At 68.2% G+C, this 16,685-nt stretch carries 20 protein-coding genes; 7 read left to right on the top strand and 13 right to left on the bottom strand.

The window, feature by feature from the left end; all coding sequences use genetic code 11:
* Nucleotides 1-23: 23 nt before the first annotated feature.
* Nucleotides 24-410: a VOC family protein gene (locus tag EIK80_RS08685; protein ID WP_125156558.1), complete on the top strand. Its 387-nt coding sequence runs from the start codon at nt 24-26 to the stop codon at nt 408-410.
* Complete coding sequence (locus tag EIK80_RS08680) at nt 411-1,160, top strand: helix-turn-helix transcriptional regulator (protein WP_125156557.1); 750 nt, start codon at nt 411-413, stop codon at nt 1,158-1,160.
* A gap of 66 nt (nt 1,161-1,226) precedes the next feature.
* On the opposite strand, the gene EIK80_RS08675 is transcribed toward EIK80_RS08680, so the two are convergent.
* The 4 genes from EIK80_RS08675 to serS all read right to left on the bottom strand — a co-directional run bounded on the left by EIK80_RS08675 (nt 1,227) and on the right by serS (nt 5,980).
* Nucleotides 1,227-3,134, bottom strand: coding sequence for a LysM peptidoglycan-binding domain-containing protein (locus tag EIK80_RS08675; RefSeq protein ID WP_125156556.1), 1,908 nt, complete (start codon nt 3,132-3,134; stop codon nt 1,227-1,229).
* 94 nt (nt 3,135-3,228) lie between these two features.
* The gene (locus tag EIK80_RS08670; RefSeq protein WP_125156555.1) at nt 3,229-3,897 is read right to left on the bottom strand and encodes a protein-L-isoaspartate(D-aspartate) O-methyltransferase; all 669 of its coding nucleotides are present in this window, start codon (nt 3,895-3,897) and stop codon (nt 3,229-3,231) included.
* Nucleotides 3,894-4,688: a 5'/3'-nucleotidase SurE gene (surE, locus tag EIK80_RS08665; RefSeq protein WP_125156554.1), complete on the bottom strand. Its 795-nt coding sequence runs from the start codon at nt 4,686-4,688 to the stop codon at nt 3,894-3,896. Before surE ends, EIK80_RS08670 begins: the two co-directional genes overlap by 4 nt.
* On the bottom strand, nt 4,685-5,980 hold the full coding sequence (gene serS / locus EIK80_RS08660) for a serine--tRNA ligase (protein ID WP_125156553.1): 1,296 nt from the start codon (nt 5,978-5,980) through the stop codon (nt 4,685-4,687). Before serS ends, surE begins: the two co-directional genes overlap by 4 nt.
* Nucleotides 5,981-6,349: 369 nt before the next feature.
* Here serS and EIK80_RS08655 point away from each other — a divergent pair, with 369 nt between their 5' ends.
* Nucleotides 6,350-6,805: a hypothetical protein gene (locus EIK80_RS08655; RefSeq protein ID WP_125156552.1), complete on the top strand. Its 456-nt coding sequence runs from the start codon at nt 6,350-6,352 to the stop codon at nt 6,803-6,805.
* Between the two features lie 68 nt (nt 6,806-6,873).
* Here the strand turns inward: EIK80_RS08655 and tatC are convergent, their stop codons facing one another.
* From tatC to tatA, 3 genes are all read right to left on the bottom strand, one after another.
* Nucleotides 6,874-7,782, bottom strand: a complete 909-nt coding sequence (gene tatC, locus EIK80_RS08650) for a twin-arginine translocase subunit TatC (RefSeq protein ID WP_125156551.1) — start codon at nt 7,780-7,782, stop codon at nt 6,874-6,876.
* Nucleotides 7,779-8,369 (bottom strand): Sec-independent protein translocase protein TatB, encoded by a 591-nt coding sequence (gene tatB / locus EIK80_RS08645; RefSeq protein WP_125156550.1) that lies wholly within the window; start codon nt 8,367-8,369, stop codon nt 7,779-7,781. The genes tatC and tatB overlap by 4 nt, the downstream gene beginning before the upstream one ends.
* Nucleotides 8,370-8,454: 85 nt before the next feature.
* Nucleotides 8,455-8,679: a twin-arginine translocase TatA/TatE family subunit gene (gene tatA / locus EIK80_RS08640; protein ID WP_099579690.1), complete on the bottom strand. Its 225-nt coding sequence runs from the start codon at nt 8,677-8,679 to the stop codon at nt 8,455-8,457.
* 281 nt (nt 8,680-8,960) lie between these two features.
* Here tatA and EIK80_RS08635 point away from each other — a divergent pair, with 281 nt between their 5' ends.
* On the top strand, nt 8,961-9,272 hold the full coding sequence (locus tag EIK80_RS08635) for a hypothetical protein (RefSeq protein WP_125156549.1): 312 nt from the start codon (nt 8,961-8,963) through the stop codon (nt 9,270-9,272).
* On the opposite strand, the gene scpB is transcribed toward EIK80_RS08635, so the two are convergent.
* From scpB to EIK80_RS08610, 5 genes are all read right to left on the bottom strand, one after another.
* A complete protein-coding gene (scpB, locus tag EIK80_RS08630) occupies nt 9,269-9,940 on the bottom strand; it encodes an SMC-Scp complex subunit ScpB (RefSeq protein WP_125156548.1) in 672 nt (223 codons plus the stop codon). The two genes, EIK80_RS08635 and scpB, sit on opposite strands and share 4 nt — an antisense overlap.
* Nucleotides 9,937-10,761, bottom strand: coding sequence for a ScpA family protein (locus EIK80_RS08625; protein ID WP_125156547.1), 825 nt, complete (start codon nt 10,759-10,761; stop codon nt 9,937-9,939). The genes scpB and EIK80_RS08625 overlap by 4 nt, the downstream gene beginning before the upstream one ends.
* Nucleotides 10,758-11,783 carry a beta-N-acetylhexosaminidase gene (gene nagZ, locus EIK80_RS08620; RefSeq protein ID WP_125156546.1) on the bottom strand — a complete coding sequence of 342 codons (1,026 nt, stop codon included), beginning with the start codon at nt 11,781-11,783 and terminating at the stop codon, nt 10,758-10,760. Before nagZ ends, EIK80_RS08625 begins: the two co-directional genes overlap by 4 nt.
* A gap of 12 nt (nt 11,784-11,795) precedes the next feature.
* Nucleotides 11,796-12,578 carry an SPOR domain-containing protein gene (locus EIK80_RS08615; RefSeq protein ID WP_125156545.1) on the bottom strand — a complete coding sequence of 261 codons (783 nt, stop codon included), beginning with the start codon at nt 12,576-12,578 and terminating at the stop codon, nt 11,796-11,798.
* Nucleotides 12,579-12,758: 180 nt separating this feature from the next.
* Nucleotides 12,759-13,943: a deoxyguanosinetriphosphate triphosphohydrolase gene (locus EIK80_RS08610; protein ID WP_125156544.1), complete on the bottom strand. Its 1,185-nt coding sequence runs from the start codon at nt 13,941-13,943 to the stop codon at nt 12,759-12,761.
* A gap of 88 nt (nt 13,944-14,031) precedes the next feature.
* On the opposite strand from EIK80_RS08610, the gene erpA reads away from it, so the two are divergent.
* The gene (erpA, locus tag EIK80_RS08605) at nt 14,032-14,364 is read left to right on the top strand and encodes an iron-sulfur cluster insertion protein ErpA (RefSeq protein WP_125156543.1); all 333 of its coding nucleotides are present in this window, start codon (nt 14,032-14,034) and stop codon (nt 14,362-14,364) included.
* Between the two features lie 56 nt (nt 14,365-14,420).
* Here the strand turns inward: erpA and EIK80_RS08600 are convergent, their stop codons facing one another.
* Nucleotides 14,421-14,795 (bottom strand): hypothetical protein, encoded by a 375-nt coding sequence (locus tag EIK80_RS08600; RefSeq protein ID WP_125156542.1) that lies wholly within the window; start codon nt 14,793-14,795, stop codon nt 14,421-14,423.
* On the opposite strand from EIK80_RS08600, the gene xth reads away from it, so the two are divergent.
* Both xth and EIK80_RS08590 read left to right on the top strand, forming a co-directional pair.
* On the top strand, nt 14,795-15,583 hold the full coding sequence (gene xth / locus EIK80_RS08595) for an exodeoxyribonuclease III (protein WP_125156541.1): 789 nt from the start codon (nt 14,795-14,797) through the stop codon (nt 15,581-15,583). The genes EIK80_RS08600 and xth overlap by 1 nt on opposite strands.
* A 54-nt stretch (nt 15,584-15,637) precedes the next feature.
* Entirely contained in the window at nt 15,638-16,558 is a 921-nt protein-coding gene (locus EIK80_RS08590; RefSeq protein WP_125156540.1) for a hypothetical protein, read from the top strand.
* Nucleotides 16,559-16,685 lie beyond the last annotated feature (127 nt).

The following is a 16,685-nucleotide window of genomic DNA, read 5'->3' as shown; positions in this document are numbered from 1 at the left end:
AGCCTCCCATCCAGGAGAGCGCCATGCCCGCGACCTTCAGACACTTCGCCATCAATGCCGACGACACCAGCCGCGCCAAGGCCTTCTACGAGAGCGTCTTTGGCTGGCGGTTCGACCCGTGGGGTCCGCCGGACTTCTACCAGGTCAAGAACGCCGGCCAGGGCCTGCTCGGCGCCTTGCAGGGTCGCCGCGAGCTGGTTGCGGGCGTGCGCATGGCCGGCTTCGAGGCCAGCTTCGGGGTCGCGGACCTGAAGGCGACCATCGCCGCCATCGAGGCCGGCGGCGGCAAGATCGTCATGCCGCCCTACCGCATCGAGGGCGTCGGCGAGCTGATCTATTTCGAAGACACCGAAGGCAACCTGGTCGGCGCCATGCAGTATGACCCGGGCGTCTTTCCCGAGACGGCATAGGTGAGCGACGGCTTCGACGTCCGCACCTATGCGGCGGGCCTTCACGCGGGGACGCTGCTGCCGGCCCACCGCCACGGGTGGGGTCAGTTGGTCTTCGCCGCCTCAGGCGTGATGCGGGTGGTCACCGACGACGCCACGTGGACGATCCCGCCGACGCGGGCGATCTGGGTTCCGGCGGGCGTGCGCCACGCCATCGCCGCGCGGGGCGAAGTCGCCATGCGCACGCTCTATATCGACCGCCCGCGCGCCGCCCCGCTGCCGGTCGAGCCTTGCGTCATCGCCGTGGCGCCGCTGCTGCGCGAGCTGATCCTGCATGTGCTGACGGTCGGTATGCTGAACCCGGACAAGCCCCACCACGACCGTCTGGCCGGTCTGCTGATCGACCTCATCCTCCAGGCCCGCCCGGAAGATCTGGCCCTGCCCCTGCCTCGCGATCCGCGCGCCCTGCGGCTGGCGGAGACATGGCGCGACCATCCAGCCGACGCGCGCGGACTGTCCCAGATCGCGCGAGAGTCCGGCGCCAGCCTTCGCACCTTGCAGCGCCTGTTTCCACGCGAGACGGGCCTGACCCTCGAGGCCTGGCGGCAGAAGGCGCGGCTGGTTCACGCTGTGGAACGTCTCTGCGCCGGCGCCGGCGTGACCGAGACCGCTCTGGACTGCGGCTATCAGAGCCCGGCCGCATTCAGCGAGGCCTTCTCTCGCCAGTTCGGCGTCTCGCCCAGCCGCTTCGCGCCGCGCGGTTTGGTCTGAGGCGAACGGCAGAACGGCCCGCCTCTTTCGAAGCGGGCCGTCGCCGGTTTCAGGGATGGCGTCGCCTCAGCGCGGCAGCACCAGGGCCGGGTCGACCGGCTTGGCCTTGTCCTTGACCGTCGGCGCATAGCGCATCTCGAAGTGCAGCTTGGACTCGTTGGTCCCGCCGGTGGCGCCGACCGCGCCCAATTGCTCGCCCTGGCGCACGGCCTGGCGCATCTTGACGTTGATGCTGGACAGGTGAGCGTAGGCCGTGACCCAGCCGTCGGCGTGCTTGACCAGCACCAGATTGCCGAAGGTCGGGACCTGGTTGCCGGCATAGGCCACTTCGCCGTCGGCGGCGGACAGCACCGGCGTGCCTTGCGCGGCGCGGATGTCCAGGCCGTCATTACGCTGGCCCGTGCCCTTGACGCCGAAGGTCGAGATGATCTCGCCGCGGACCGGCCAGGCGAACTTGCCCTTGCCCGAGGCGATGATCTCGGCCTCAGTCGGGGCGGCGCTGCTTTCGATGATCGGCCGCGCCGACGACGGCGGCGGAGTGACCGGCTGGGCGGCGATCGGCGCGCTGGGACGCGAATAACTGTTGCCGCTGGGCTGGTAGGGCTGCGGGCTGGATGGCGTCGACGGCGTGGGGGCCGTGGGCGCCGAGCTGTCGACGCGGGCGTAGGTGTTCGAGGGCGTCGACGGCGAAGGCGCTCGTGTCGGCTCGGGACGCTTCGCCACGGTGGTGGTGGTGGTCCGGATCGGGCCCTTGTCCTTGTAGCCGTCGGGCAGCAGGACCTTCTGGCCCTTCTTCACCGAGGCCGTGGCCCGCAGGTTGTTCTCCGCGGCCAGTTCCTTGACGCTGACATTGAAGCGCTTGGCGATACCGGCCAGCGTATCGCCGCTCACCGCGACATAGGCCTTCTGAGTGGTCGCCGGCCCCTTGATCTTGGCGCCTAGCTTCAGCGGCGTGTCGGTCTTCAGCTTGTTGTCGTCCGCCAGGTCGCTGACGCTGACGCCGAACTTGCGGGCGATGGCCGTGAGCGTGTCGCCCGACTTGACGGTGTGGATCTGGCGCGGCCCCGCGACGGTCGTGACCGAACCGGTGACGCTGAGCGTCGTCGTGCTGACGGGGCCCAGATCGCCCGGTTCCGTCGGCGTCAGTTGATTGGCCGGATGCAGCGATCCGGGCGTCGGGCGCGACGGGGTCGTGGTCGCCGGACGGCTCGGGGTCGGCTCGGCCTCGGCGGAGCTGGGCTGCGAGGCGGGCGCGCCGGCCAGCACGGTCGTCGTCTTGATCGGCCCCTTGTCCTTGTAGCCGTCCGGCAGGATCAGCTTCTGACCCTTCTTGATCGCCGAGCCGGCCTTCAGGTCGTTCTCGTCGGCCAAGGCGGCGGCGGTGACGTTGAAGCGCTTGGCGATGGCGAACATCGTGTCGCCGGTCTGGACCACATAGGCCTTCTGGTCGTCCTTGGCCGGGCCCTTGATCTTCTGACCCAGCTTCAGGCGATACGGAGGCTTCAGATCGTTCAGCTCGACCAGCTCGGCGCGGGTCGCGCCGAAGCCGCGGGCGATGGCGTCCAGCGCGTCACCGGATTCGACGACACGCACTTGCGGCTTGCCGGGAACATTGACCACGGGACCGGTGACGGTGGTGGTGACCACGGTCCTGGGCGGGGCGGCGCGCAGCTGCGGCGCGGGCGCCGAGGTCGTGGCGCGGGCGGGCGGCGGCAGCTCGGACTGGGTGACCGACGGCGCGGCCGAGGTCGAGATCGGCGTCGGACGCGACAGGGTCTCGGCCTCGTTGGGCGCGGTCGAGACGGCCTCCGACGCCGGCGCCGTGGATTGCGGAACCGGCTGGGCGGCGGGGGGCTGGGTGATCGGGAAGTTCGGCGTGAAGCGCTGGCCCGCGGCGCGCGCGTCCTCCGCATGGGCGCCGAGCGTTCCAGCCGTCAGGGCGATCACCGCCGCGCGCGTCCACAACTGCCTCATAGCCTCTCCTTTCCCGCCGTCGCCACCAAAGGGCTCCGCCAGGGTAAACCAACCTTTAACACCAGAGGCCGCGAAACGCCGCGTCCCCCAACCTTCACTGATCCTTCGCGACGCCGGCCAGCAGGGGCACGAAGCGCACGTCGCAGAGAATCTCGACCCGGAAGCCCCCCTTGCCGTCGCCGGCATAGCGGCGAAGGCTTTGAACTGGCCCCTTCCCCACCGGCGCGACCAGCACGCCGTTGGGCTTCAGCTGCGAAAGCAGCCGTTTCGGATCATCTTCGGCTGCGGCCGTGACCATAATGCGGTCGAATGGCGCCTGTTCGGCCCAACCCTCGCCGCCATCGCCGAACTTGGTGATGACATTAGTCAGGCCCAGCTTTTGAAAGCGGCCCTCGGCCTCCTTCATCAGGGTCCGGTAGCGCTCGATCGTATAGACGAGGCGCGAGACCTTGCTGAGGATCGTGGTCTGGTAGCCTGAGCCCGTGCCGATCTCCAGCACCCGGCAGCGCGGCTCGATCGTCAGGGCCTGGGTCATCAGACCGACGATATAGGGCTGGCTGATCGTCTGGCCGCAGGCGATCGGAAGGGCCGAATCCTCCCACGAGCGGTCCTTGAACAGGTCCGGCGTGAACAGGTCGCGCGGCGTGGTCTCGATGGCCTTCAGCACCTGCGGATCGGTGACCCCCTGGTCGCGCAGGGCTTGCATCAGGCGCGGCAGGTCGGCCTTGGCGTTCTCTGCGGCCTTGGACGTCCCTCCGCTCATGGAGCCGCCTTCAGCTTCGGCGGAGCGCCGCCCAGCACGCCCTTCAGCTTGTGGACGGTCTCGTTGTGCGTCAGGTCGATGTGCAGCGGCGTCACCGAGATGCGGCCCGAATAGATCGCCTTCAGGTCGGTGCCGTCGGCGGGCTCGGAGGCCTTGGCCGAGAAGCCCATCCAATAGTAGTCGCGGCCGCGCAGGTCGGTGCGCTTTTCCATGTTGCGCAGCAGGCCATCGCGGAAGCCCTGGCGGGTGACCTCGACCTCGGTCACCGCCTCGGGCGCCACGGCCGGGAAGTTGACGTTCATGATCACATCGGCCGGCCAGCCCACCTCCAGCAGGCGCTGAACGACGCCGGGGCCGAAGTGCTCGGCCGTCTCCCAGTGGGCGACGACCTCGTCGTGGAAGAAGTTCATCGTCTGGGACAGGGCGATCGAGCGGATGCCGTGGGCCATGCCCTCGATCGCGCCGGCGACCGTGCCCGACAGGGTGACGTCCTCGGCCAGGTTCTGGCCGCGGTTGACGCCCGACAGCACCAGATCCGGCGCGGGGCCGTCGATCAGCTGCTGCACGGCCATCATCACGCAGTCGGTCGGCGTGCCCTCGACGGCGAAGCGGCGATCGTCGAGCTTGCGGACGCGGATCGGGTCCGACAGCGTCAGGGCCCGGCTGGCGCCCGACTGCTCGTATTCCGGCGCGCAGATCCAGACATCGCCGCTGAGGGCGCGGGCGATCTTCTCCAGGCTCTTCAGACCGGGCGCGTTGATGCCGTCGTCGTTTGTGAGGAGGATCCTCACGCCGCGACTCCGATGTGGGTGACGCCGCCCATATAGGGCTGCAGCACGGCCGGGACATGGATGCGGCCGGCCTCGTCCTGGTAGTTCTCGAGCACGGCCACCAGGGTGCGGCCGACGGCCAGGCCCGAACCGTTCAGGGTGTGGACGAAGTGGCCGCCCTTCTCGCCGGTCTTGCGGTAACGCGCTTCCATACGGCGGGCCTGGAAGTCGCCGCAGTTCGAGCACGAGCTGATCTCGCGATACATGTTCTGCGACGGCAGCCAGACTTCCAGGTCGTAGGTCTTCTTCGCCCCGAAGCCCATGTCGCCGGCGCACAGCAGCATGGTGCGGAAGGGAAGCTCCAGCTTCTTCAGCACGGCCTCGGCGCACTCGACCATGCGCTGGTGCTCGGCCTCGGACTGGTCGGGCGTGGTGATCGAGACCAGCTCGACCTTGTAGAACTGGTGCTGGCGGATCATGCCGCGCGTGTCGCGCCCGGCCGACCCGGCCTCGGCGCGGAACGACGGCGTCAGGGCCGTCAGGCGCAGCGGCAGTTCTTCCTCGGCCAGGATCTGCTCGCGGACGATGTTGGTCAGCGAGACCTCGGCGGTGGGGATCAGCCAGCGATCGTCGGTGGTGTGGAACAGGTCGTCGGCGAACTTCGGCAGCTGGCCGGTGCCATACAGCGCCTCGTCGCGCACCAGCAGCGGCGGGCTGATTTCCGTATAGCCATGCTCGACCGTCTGCAGGTCCAGCATGAACTGGCCGATGGCGCGCTCCAGGCGGGCGATTTCCTTCTTCAGGACCACGAAACGCGCCCCGCTCATCCGGGCGGCGGCCTCGAAGTCCATGCCGCCGAGGGCCGCGCCCAGGTCGACGTGGTCCTTGGGCGCGTTCAGGCGGCCGGCCGGCAGCTTGGCGGCGTCGCCCCAGCGGCGCTCTTCGACATTGCCGTGCTCGTCCTCGCCCGCGGGCACTTCCGGAGCCGGGATGTTGGGCAGGCTGGCGAGAAGGTCCTTCAGCTTGCCGCCGACCAGGGCCTCTTCTTCGGCGGCCGTGGCCATGACGCCCTTCAGGGCCTCGACCTCGGCCATGAGGCGGGCGGCCTCGGCCTCGTCCTTCTTGGCCTTGGCCATGCCGATCAGCTTGGAGCTCTCGTTGCGCTTGGCCTGGGCCTCTTGCAGCGCCGTCTGGGCCGCGCGCAGCTGGGCGTCCAGCTTGACCGCCTGCGCGGCCTCGCCCGATCGCCCCTTGGCCGACCATGCGGCTTCGAAGGCTTCGGGATTTTCGCGGATGGCCTTGATGTCGTGCATCTAACGCAAGCTCAGGGATAGGCGGTGGAGAAACGCCCTCTCTAAGGCGCGTCGGCGGGGGCGCCAAGCTTTCCGGACGGGGGCGCGCCCTCCCCACGGCTTCGTGATCTCGGCGGCCGGGGGCCAAAACACCGTCACGTTGCTCAGAACCGTCGAAATTTAAAATATGCGACCGGATGACGCAGGGCGCGAAAAAGAGATTCACCCGCTTCCGCCAGATAGCGGCACGAACAATCCAAATGTTAACGGAAATTAGCCGCGCTTTCACACGCCGGCTTAATCCCGATCGCCGAAAAGCCGCGCCAACTTCAGTACGCGTCCTTTTTCGGCCCTCCCCGGCCGCCCGATCATTCCAAGGAATTTGAAATCATGAAGTCGTTCGCCGCTTTCGCCGCCCTCGCCATCGCCGCCGCTGTGGCCGTTCCGGCCGGCGCCAAGACCGCCAACGAAGTCCGCGTGTCGCTGACGGGCAAGAACTCGGTCCAGATCGAAAACGAGATCAAGGCCGCCGCCGCTTCGGTCTGCGGCGCCGGCGACGCGACCTGCGTCGACAACGCCCTGATGAACGCTCATCGCCAGCTGGCCTCGATCATGCGCGCGCGCGACATCGGCAAGCCGGCCGCCGTCGAGACCGTCTCGGTCGTCCGCATCTCGCTGAAGGGCAAGACCCAGAACCAGATCCGCGCCGAGATCCGCACGGCCGCCCAGACGGTTTGCAAGGCCCAGCGCCCGAACGTCAGCGTCGTGAACTACTCGTCGTGCGTCGCCGAGACGGTGCGCGCCGCCAAGGCCCAGCTGCAGGCGCGCATCGGCGCCGCGGCCTAGTTTCCCTCGCCTTTCCAAGTGGAACCGGAGGGCTCCGCGACTCGATCGCGGAGCCCTTTTCCATTGGCTCAGACGGTGACGATGTCCTTGCCGGCTTCCTCGTCGTCTTCCCGCTTGCGGCGACGCTCGATCAGCCAGACGCACCAGATCGAAATCTCGTAAAGCAGGCACAGCGGCACCGCGAGGGTGATCTGGCTGATCGGGTCCGGCGGGGTGACGATGGCGGCCACCACGAAGACGGCGACGATGGCGTAGCGACGGCCGGTCCGCAGCATATCCGACGTGACCAGACCCGCCAGGCCGCCCAGAGACAGGACCACGGGAAGCTGGAAGCTGAGGCCGAAGGCCAAGAGCAAGGTCGTCACCAAGGTCAGGTATTCCGAGACCCGCGTCTGCAGGACGACCTTCACGCCATCGCCGACGATCTGCTGGCTCAGCGAGAACCACAGCACGAACGGCAGCATCACGTAATAGACCAGCGCCGAGCCCATCAGGAACAGCACCGGCGAGGCGATCAGGAACGGCAGGAACGCGTTGCGCTCCTTCTTGTAGAGACCGGGCGCGACGAAGCGGTAGAGCTGCCAGGCGATGATCGGGAAGGCCACCACGATGGCCGCGAACGCCGACAGCTTGATGTTGGTGAAGAACTGCTCCAGCGGCGCGGTGGCCTGCAGGGTGATGTCCTTCAGGGCGGTGGGCGGCACGTGCTTGATGCCGACCAGGGCCAGGATCAGGTCGAACGAGCCATGATGGCCGCCCGCGTCCTGCACCGCCTTCAGGCCCTCAGCCACAGTGAAGGGGCGCACGAGGAACAGAAAGATCGGCTTCACGAAGGCGAAGCAGACGCCGAAGGCGACGGCGATCGCGCCGACGCAGATGATCAGGCGGGTGCGCAGCTCGATCAGGTGATCCAGAAGCGGCGCGCGCGAGGACTCGATCTCGTCCTCGGGTTCGTATCCGATGGCCTTGTCGTTCACGAGACGATGTCCGAAGCGGTGGAGCCGCCGGCCTTGGCCGCGCGCTTACGCGGCGTGCGGACGGCCTTGGGGGCCTCGACCGTAATGTCCTTCTTGGGCGCGGCGGCGCGCTTGCGCGGAGCTTTCGCGGTTTCGACCGGAGCCTGCTCGGCGACCGCGACGACCTTCTTGCGCGGCGCGCGCTTGGGCTTCTCGACGATCTGAGCGGCCGGCTCCGGAACCGAATTGTCCGTGCTCAGGGCCGGATTGTGGATTTCGGCTCCGGCATAGGGGTGCATCTGGGTCGCGCCGCTGGACAGCGAGGCGTCGATGTCGGCGAACACCTGGTCGACATGCGGATCCGCGGCCGGCGTCGAATTGGTGAACTGACCCGAGCGCATGGCCTGCACTTCGCGGCGCAGCTCGTCCAGTTCGGACTGGCGCGCCATCTCGTCGAAGCTGGCGCGGAATTCCGACGCCATGCCCCGCATCCGGCCCACGAACTGGCCCAGCTTGCGCAGCAAAGCGGGCAAATCCTTGGGACCAACCACGATCAAAGCGACGGCGGCGATGACAAGGAGTTCTGTGCCGCCGATATCAGGAAGCATGGACGCGCCTTAGAACGCGGAGCCCGTAAGCTCCCCGCGGGGTTGAACAGATGCGCGCGAAGAACCCTCCCCGCGCTTCAAGGCCTTACGACTTGCGAAGCTCTTCGGCTTCCTGCTCGGTACGCGGCAGGGCGCCCTTGGACTTGTTGTCGGCGACTTCGCTGCTGGTGTCGTCCTTCAGGCCGTCCTTGAACGCGCGAATGCCCTTGGCTGCGTCGCCCATGATGCCCGACAGCTTGCCGCGGCCGCCGAACAGCAGCAGCACCACGACGGCGACGATGATCCAGTGGATCGGACCGAGACTTCCCATAATCGAGACTCCTTGCGACAGCGCCAGATAGCCGCTGCGAAGCGTAGTTACAACATGCCGAAGAATATAGGCGCTCGCGGGGCCGGCGACCATCGTTCACCCGAGAGACGCGAGGTCGCGGAGCTCGGCGCGTCCTCTGGGCAAGTTCTGCTCGGCGGAGTTGACCGACCGGCCACGCCTTCAGCGCCCCCTTGTCCGCTAAGGATCTGTAAAGCCTAGCTTCCCGCCCGTGGCCCTTGCCTTGCACAAAGTGTCGCACCCTGGGGTTCGGGAGCGTTTTCATGTCCATTTCGTCCATCGGCTCATCGGCCTATGCCGGGGCCTACGGCGGCATGTCCGCCAGCAATTCGTCATCCATCGGCGAAACGTCCGCCAAGGACGAGTTCCTGAAGTACCAGGCGATGACCCCGGCCCAGAAGATGCGGGCCGCGATGCTGGCAAAGCTGGGCGTCACCGAGGAGCAGCTCAAGGCGATGAGCCCCGAGGATCGGGCCAAGGTCGAGCAAAAGCTCAAGGACATGATCAAGCAGCAGGTCCAGAACGATCCGGACAAGAAGGACAAGACCGGCCAGATCGCCGACGTCCTCGCCTAGCGATCCGCCTTCTCCGGCTCGCCCAGGAAGTCCTGAGCGAATTCCGGCTGTTCGCCGTCGTCCAGATCTAGCGGGTCCTCGTCATCGACGCGCAGGCCTAGCGGGTCGGGCACGGTGAAGCCTGGCGGCAGGTTCATTTCCAGCAGGCCCGCGGCCTTCATCTCGGCGATGCCCGGCAGGTCCGACAGCGCGGCCAGGCCGTAGTGCTCCAGGAAGGCGTCCGTCGTCCCGAAGGTCACCGGCCGGCCCGGCGTGCGCCGGCGACCACGCATGCGGATCAAGCCCAGCTCCAGCAGGACGTCCAGCGTGCCCCGGCTGGCCTGCACCCCGCGCACGGCCTCGATCTCGGCCCGGGTGACGGGCTGGTGATAGGCGACGATCGCCAGGGTCTCCTGGGCGGCCTTGGACAGGCGGCGCGGCTCCTCGCGTTCTTCGGTCATCAGGAACGACAGGTCGGTCGCCGTCTGGAAACGCCAGCGATCGGCCACGCAGACCAGTTCGATTCCCCGGCCCTCGTAACGCGTCCGCAGGCCCGCGAGGCCGGCGGCGATGTCCGCGCCCTCCGGCAGGCGCTTGGCCAGGTCGATATCGCTGAGCGGCTCGGCCGCCGCGAACAGCAGGGCCTCGATGCAGCGCTCGACGAAGAGAGGTTCCAGCTCGACGGTCATTCGCCGACCTCTAGCGGCTCCGCCCTGGTCCGCAAGTAGATCTCCTGGAAGTGCTCCATCTGCCGCGCCTCAAGGATGCCCTCCTTGACCAGTTCCAGCGAGGCCGACAGGGTCGAGGCCAGGTAGGAGGCGGGCGTGGGGCCGTCCTCCTCCTCCAGCGCCCGCTCGATCGGGGCGACGGTGGAGAGGATCGTCCAGTCGCGCATCTTCGGCAGCAGGCCGCGCAGGCGGTCGCGGGCGTCCTCCAGCGGATAGGCGGTCGGCGGGCGCGGGGCGTAGTGGCGGCTGTGCTCGCGCTTGCGCTGAGTGATGTAGGCGCTCATCAGGCCGTAGAGGTCGCCTTCGAGCCGGGTCGAGGAAACGATGCTCACCGCCTCTGGGTCGCCGCGCATGAAGACGTCGCGCCCCAGGATCGGGCGCTCCTTCAGGGCCTCGACGGCCTTGCGCATCACGTCCAGCTTGGCCAGGCGGAAGGCCAGCTGGGCGGCCATTTCCTCGGCCGGCGGCTCCTCGGCCTTGGCGCGCTCGGGCTTGGGCAGCAGCAGGCGGGACTTGAGATAGGCCAGCCAGGCGGCCATGACCAGATAGTCGGCGGCCAGCGAGAACCGCACGCGGCGCGCCTGCTGCACGAAAGCCAGGTACTGCTCGGCCAGCTTGGTGATCGACAGCTGCAGCAGGTCGACCTTCTGGCTGCGCGCCAGGGCCAGCAGAACGTGCAGCGGGCCTTCGTAGCCGTCGATGTCGATGACCAGCGCCGCGCCGTCCTCGGCCGCCTCGTTGGCGGCCTCGAAGTCGAAGGTCGGCTGGAAGCCCGTGCTCAAGCGTACTTGCCGTCGAAGGCGGCGTCGAAGCGGGCCCGCGCCTCGGCCGCGTCGAACGGCTCGGGAACCTTGACCAGGCGACCCATCACGGCCTGGGCCCGACGGCGGGCCTCCTTGCCCAGCCGGCCGACGCCGGACATCACGGCCTTCATCTCGACCATGTCGCCATTGCAGTGCAGGACGACGTCGCAGCCGGCCGACAGGCTGTCCTTGGCCCGCTGCTTGAAGTCGCCGCTCAGCGCCTTCATCGACAGGTCGTCGCTCATCAGAAGTCCGTCGAAGCCGATGGATTCGCGGATGATCTTCCGGATGACCTTCTTCGAGGTCGTGGCCGGACGGTTGCGGTCGATGGCCGTGTAGACGACGTGGGCGGTCATCGCCATCGGCATGTCCGACAGCACCCGGAACGGTGCGAAATCGCGGATTTCCAGCTCGAGCAGCTTGGCCTTCACGACGGGCAGTTCCAGGTGGCTGTCGCTCAGGGCGCGACCGTGGCCGGGGATGTGCTTGATGATCGGCAGGACGCCGCCGGCCAGCAGGCCTTCGGCGGCCGCGCGGCCCAGGGTCGCCACCTGTTCGGGCGTGTCGCCATAGGCGCGATCGCCGATGATCTCGTGCCCCTGGGGGTCCGGCACGTCCAGCACCGGCACGCAGTCGACATTGATCCCGATCGCGCGCAGGTCATGGGCGATCAGGCGCGAGCCCAGGCGGGTGATCTCGCGCGCCGTCAACGGATCGTTGGCGACCAGTTCGCCATAGGCGCGGCCCGGCGGATAGATGCGCCAGTGCGGCGGCTGCAGGCGGGCGACGCGGCCGCCCTCCTGGTCGATCAGGATCGGGGCGTCGTCGCGGCCGACCGTGGCGCGCAGGGCGGCGGTCAGCGCCCTTACCTGCTCGGGATCGGCGATATTGCGCTTGAACAGGATGAAGCCCCACGGCTTCACATCCCGGAAGAAGGCGACCTCCTCGGCCGTCAGCGTCGTCCCGGCGCAGCCGAGAATAGCGGCGGAAGAGGTGCTCAAAGGGGTAGCTCCTTACTTGACGAAGCAGGACTTGCCCGAGGCCGAGATCGCCTCGCAGAAGGCCTTGGCCGCCTCACGCGAAGCGAAGCCGGTCACCGAGGTGCGGTAGAGCGTCGTGCCGTTCTTGTCGATCGCCTCGACCTTCTTGCCCTTGCCAGCGGCCAGGCCCGGGGCCAGGCGCGTGGCGTCGGTCCAGGCCTTGTCGGCCAGGGCCGGAGACGACAGCGCGCCGATCTGCACCATGGCCGGACCGCTCGATGCGGTCGCGGGGGGCGCGGCGACCGGCTTGGCGGGAGCGGCGGCGGCGAGTTGAACCGGCTTGGGCGCCGGCTTCTGGGCGGCGGCGGTGGCTAGGGATTCGATGGTCGGAGCCGGGGCCGCGGCCGGCGCGGGCTTGGCGGCCGGCAGGGCGGCGGTCTGCACCGGGGCGCTGGCGACCGGCGCGGCCGGACGAGCCTGCGGCGCCTCGGGCGGCGCGGCGAAGGTGGCCGAGGGCTGCGGGTCCTCGTTGTGATAGATCTGCAGACCCGCGGCCGGATCCTGCGGCTGGCTGCCGGCCGGCGGCGGGGTCTTCATCTGGGCCACTTCGGTCCCGACGGCCTGCGGCGGATCGTTCGGGTTCCGCACGCCGCCGCGATAGACCAGGATCACCCCGACAACGAGGGTCACCAGCACCACCGCGCTGATGATCAGGGTCATGGGCAGCGGGCGCGCGCCTCGCACGGGCTGACGCGCATCGAACGACAGCGGCGCGTCGGTGGGCGGCGTATAGGCCCCGCGGTGCGGATCGGACATCTCGGCTAGGCTCCAGATACTCTCGGGCGTCCAAACAAGGGCGCACAGGTCGAACGCATCGAATCAGACGCGCGCGACCCTAGGTTACCCAACGGCGGCCCGTCCAAGAAGCGTCCGCCCCGCTCAGGTGGCAGACGATCGGCCGCTCGCGCCCACGTTCCGGATCCCTGGCCCGAAGGCCTAGTTCCAGACGTCCAGGTGGAACAGCTTGCGGTGTTCTTCTATCGCGAAGCGGTCGGTCATGCCCGCGATGTAATCGCATACCACGCGGGCGCGGCCAGCTTCGTCGCGGTTCTGCGACTTGGCGAACCAGATGGTCGGCAGGACCTCCGGCTCCTTCAGGAATAGCGCGAACATTTCGCCCAGAATACGGCGGGCCTGGCTGCGGGTGCGGTTGACGCGCCAGTGGCGGTACATGCGTTCGTGCAGGAAAGCGCGCAGGCGAGCCAGGTCCTCGGCCATGTCGGGCGAGAAGGCGACCAGGGCGTGGTCCAGGGCCCGGACATCGTCGGCCGAACCGACGCCGGTGGCCGCCGCGCGCTGCAGCGTCTCGCCCATCACGTCGTCGATCATCGCGCCGATCATGCGGCGGATGGCTTCCAGGTGGGTCAGGCGCGGGTCGAGATCGGGGCGCTCGCTCTTCACGGCCGCCAGGATCGGGCCGATCAGCGGCACGTCCATCAGTTCGTCCAGGGTGAACAGGCCCGCGGTGACGCCATCGTCGACGTCGTGGTTGTTGTAGGCGATGTCGTCGGCCAAGGCCGCCACCTGGGCCTCGGCCGACGCCCAGGTGTTCAAGCCGAGGTCGTACTCGGCGTCGTACTTCTGGATCGCCTTCCAGGACGGCTTGCCCAGCTTGTTGGTCACCGGACCATTGTGCTTGATGATCCCTTCCAGGGTCTCCCAGGTCAGGTTCAGCCCGAGAAAGTCCGGATAACGGTGCTCCAGTTCGGTCACGACCCGGAAGGTCTGGACGTTGTGGTCGAAGCCGCCGTAGTCCTTCATCTGCAGTTCGAGCTCGTCCTCGCCGGCGTGGCCGAACGGCGGATGGCCGATGTCATGGCCAAGAGCGATGGTCTCGGCGAGGTCGCTGTCCAGGCCGAGCGCCGTGGCCAGCGAGCGCGCCACCTGCGCCACCTCCAGCGAATGGGTCAGGCGCGTGCGGAAGTTGTCGCCCTCGTGGGCCACGAACACCTGGGTCTTCTCCTTCAACCGGCGGAAGGCCGAGGTGTGGATGATGCGATCGCGATCCCGCGCGAACGGCGTCCGGGTGCGGCTCTCGTCCTCCTTGAACCGGCGGCCCCGCGACTTGAACGGATCTTCGGCGTAGGGGGCGCGCGGAACGAAGTACGGGGTCGAGGTCATGAACCGCCTTTATCGCGTTGGACGATTTGGCCCCTTCCGTAGAGGCCGCGTCACCCTCATATAGGCTCAAGGTGACTTTTCCACAGCCATGACCCAAGTAGACTTAACGCTTTCCGAAAACGCCGCTCGTCGGATCAAGGCCATCGCCGCCAGCGAGGGCCGCCCCCTGATGTTGCGCGTCGCCGTCGATGGCGGCGGATGCTCCGGCTTCCAGTATCGCTTCGATCTGGTCGACGCCGTCGAGGACGACGACCTCAAGGTCGAGCGCGACGACGCCGTGGCCCTGGTCGACGTCGTCTCCCTGGCCCTGCTCAAGGGTTCGGAGATCGATTTCGTCGACGAACTGGCCGGGGCGGAGTTCCGCGTCCGCAATCCGAACGCCAAGTCCAGCTGCGGCTGCGGGGTCAGCTTCTCTATCTAGCGAGCGCCTTCAGGCGAACTGGCCTTCGGTTCGCCACCCGGAAGGCGCCACAGGACCTAAGCCGGCACGAACTGCAGCAGGGTCAGCGTCAGCGCGCCCCAGGCCAGCGGCGCGGCCATGGCGGCCCAGGCGAAGGGCGTCTGCCCCTTGCGCCACAGTATCCAGCCGGCCAGCGGGGCCAGCAGGCACACCACCCAGAACAGCGCCGCGAAGCCGAAGCCCAGCCAGGCGATCGGATTGAGCATGTTGCCCGCCCGGTCGAAGACCAGAGGCGTGAAGATGGCCAGGATCGCCCCGACGCTGGCGAAGGCCAGGCACGCGACGGTCGCCAGAACCATCAGCGCCAGCTGTCTCCGATCGATGGATTTGCCTGCCGGCTTGAGCGCGACCTTCATGGGCTCTAGCCTCCCGCCGCAGTCTGGAGCCGTCAATGCGTATCGCCACATGGAACGTCAATTCGATCAACGCTCGCCTGGAAGGCGTGTTGGCTTGGTTCGAATCGGAAGCGCCGGACGTGGCCGTGCTGCAGGAGATCAAGTGCGTCGACGAGAAGTTCCCGGCCGAGGCCTTCGAGCGGCTGGGCTACAACGTCGTCGTCCACGGCCAGAAGACCTATAACGGCGTCGCCCTGCTCTCGAAGTTCCCGGTCGAGGACGTCCGCAAGGGCCTGCCGGTTCTGTCCGAGGACGAGGTCGACGAGCAGTCGCGCTATATCGAGGCGGTGATCGCCGCGCCGGTACCGTTCCGCGTGGTCGGCATCTACCTGCCCAACGGCAATCCGATCGGCACCGAGAAGTTCGACTACAAGCTGGCCTGGATGCGCCGCCTGCAAGCTCACGCCCAGGGCTTGCTGGCCTTCGAGGAGCCGCTGGTCATCCTGGGCGACTACAACGTCATCCCCGAAGCCGAGGACGTGGCTAATCCCGAGGCCTGGCTCGGCGACGCCCTGTTCCAGCCCGAGAGCCGCGGCGCGTTCCGGGCGCTGAAGAACCTCGGGCTCACCGACGCCTACATGCAGGTCGACGGCGCGCCGGGCGGCTACACGTTCTGGGACTACCAGGCCGGCGCCTGGCCCCGGAATCTGGGGATTCGCATCGACCATCTGCTGTGCTCGCCCCAGGCCGCCGACCGGCTGACCGACGTCGTCATCCACCGCGACGAGCGCGACAAGGAAAAGCCGTCCGACCACGTGCCGGTCGTCGGTCACTTCCGCGACTGAGGCTTCATGGCCCCTCTGTCCGGGAATCAGGACTCTCGATAGCCTGGGCTCACTATGAGCGAACTCGCGCGTCTTTTGCTGTTCGTGGCCATCGCCGGCTCGGCGGTGACGTTCCTGGGCAGCCTGGCCATCTGGTACGGCGACGAGGACCGGCGCCTGCGCCGGGCCCTGCGCCATGTGCTGAAAAGCGACCCGGAAGGCTTCATCGTGGCGCGCGGCCGGGGCCGAGGCGCCGGCTTCTCGTTCTCGACCAACCTGCTGGCCGTGGCCTGGGATCGAGGCGCCTGGTGCCTGATCTATCGCCTGGAAGAGCTGATGGGCGCCGAGTTGCTGGTCGACGGTCAGGTGATGGGCCGCGTCTTCCGCGGCGAAGGCCGCCGCGCCATCGACCATGTCGCGCCCCAGGCCCAGTCGGTCACCCTGCGCCTGATCTTCGACGATCCGCGCCATCCCGACTTCGCTCTCGAGCTCTGGGCGCCCGGCGACGAGCAGCGCCGTGAAAGCCGCTCGCCGGGCGAGTTGGTGCAGGAGGCCAACCGCTGGCTGGCCCGTTGCGAAGCCATCGTCCGCCGGCCACTGCCGCCGCGCCCCGTGAAGCCAGAGGGCGCTCCGGTAGTCGCCGCCCGCCCCGCGCCGCCGCCAGAGCCGCCCGTGTCCTTCGATCACGACGAAGACGACGAGGACGATTTCCGCGCGCCACCGCCCCTGCCCGACACCCCGCCGCCGCTTGCTCGACGCTCTTCGTTCGACGACGCCCCGCGCGCCGCGCCGGCGCGGCCGGTTTCGCGGCCGACGGCTCCGGCTCCCGCGCCAAGGCCGCTTGTCGAGCCCGATATGTTTGACGATCCGCCGTGGGACGACGCGGACGACGAGCCCCTCGTCCCGCCCGCGGCCCCGACCTACAAGCCCGTTTCAAAGGCCCGCCGCGACACCGCCGCCGACCAGGACGAGTTGCCCTTCGATCTCGACGACTGATCACGCCCACGGGAACGGAATGCCGATCCGTCGAATTTCGATTGCTGCGACGCGGCGACAAGCGTAAATCGCCGCCGCCGGACGTGAGCCGGCGCTTTGGAGCTTCGAGCTTGCATGGCGGGTAAAG

It is taken from the genome of Caulobacter sp. 602-1, assembly GCF_003931565.1.
In the GTDB taxonomy this organism is placed as follows: domain Bacteria; phylum Pseudomonadota; class Alphaproteobacteria; order Caulobacterales; family Caulobacteraceae; genus Caulobacter.
Note: the sequence above shows the minus strand (reverse complement) of the source record. Positions and strands in the feature narration are given on the sequence as shown.

Excerpts from the sequence above, each read along its gene's own strand:
- EIK80_RS08685 (WP_125156558.1), top strand. The coding sequence starts at position 24 with ATGCCCGCGACCTTCAGACACTTCGCCATCAATGCCGACGACACCAGC.
- EIK80_RS08675 (WP_125156556.1), bottom strand. The coding sequence starts at position 3,134 with ATGAGGCAGTTGTGGACGCGCGCGGCGGTGATCGCCCTGACGGCTGGA.
- EIK80_RS08670 (WP_125156555.1), bottom strand. The coding sequence starts at position 3,897 with ATGAGCGGAGGGACGTCCAAGGCCGCAGAGAACGCCAAGGCCGACCTG.
- serS (WP_125156553.1), bottom strand. The coding sequence starts at position 5,980 with ATGCACGACATCAAGGCCATCCGCGAAAATCCCGAAGCCTTCGAAGCC.
- EIK80_RS08655 (WP_125156552.1), top strand. The coding sequence starts at position 6,350 with ATGAAGTCGTTCGCCGCTTTCGCCGCCCTCGCCATCGCCGCCGCTGTG.
- tatB (WP_125156550.1), bottom strand. The coding sequence starts at position 8,369 with ATGCTTCCTGATATCGGCGGCACAGAACTCCTTGTCATCGCCGCCGTC.
- tatA (WP_099579690.1), bottom strand. The coding sequence starts at position 8,679 with ATGGGAAGTCTCGGTCCGATCCACTGGATCATCGTCGCCGTCGTGGTG.
- EIK80_RS08635 (WP_125156549.1), top strand. The coding sequence starts at position 8,961 with ATGTCCATTTCGTCCATCGGCTCATCGGCCTATGCCGGGGCCTACGGC.
- scpB (WP_125156548.1), bottom strand. The coding sequence starts at position 9,940 with ATGACCGTCGAGCTGGAACCTCTCTTCGTCGAGCGCTGCATCGAGGCC.
- EIK80_RS08615 (WP_125156545.1), bottom strand. The coding sequence starts at position 12,578 with ATGTCCGATCCGCACCGCGGGGCCTATACGCCGCCCACCGACGCGCCG.
- EIK80_RS08610 (WP_125156544.1), bottom strand. The coding sequence starts at position 13,943 with ATGACCTCGACCCCGTACTTCGTTCCGCGCGCCCCCTACGCCGAAGAT.
- erpA (WP_125156543.1), top strand. The coding sequence starts at position 14,032 with ATGACCCAAGTAGACTTAACGCTTTCCGAAAACGCCGCTCGTCGGATC.
- xth (WP_125156541.1), top strand. The coding sequence starts at position 14,795 with ATGCGTATCGCCACATGGAACGTCAATTCGATCAACGCTCGCCTGGAA.
- EIK80_RS08590 (WP_125156540.1), top strand. The coding sequence starts at position 15,638 with ATGAGCGAACTCGCGCGTCTTTTGCTGTTCGTGGCCATCGCCGGCTCG.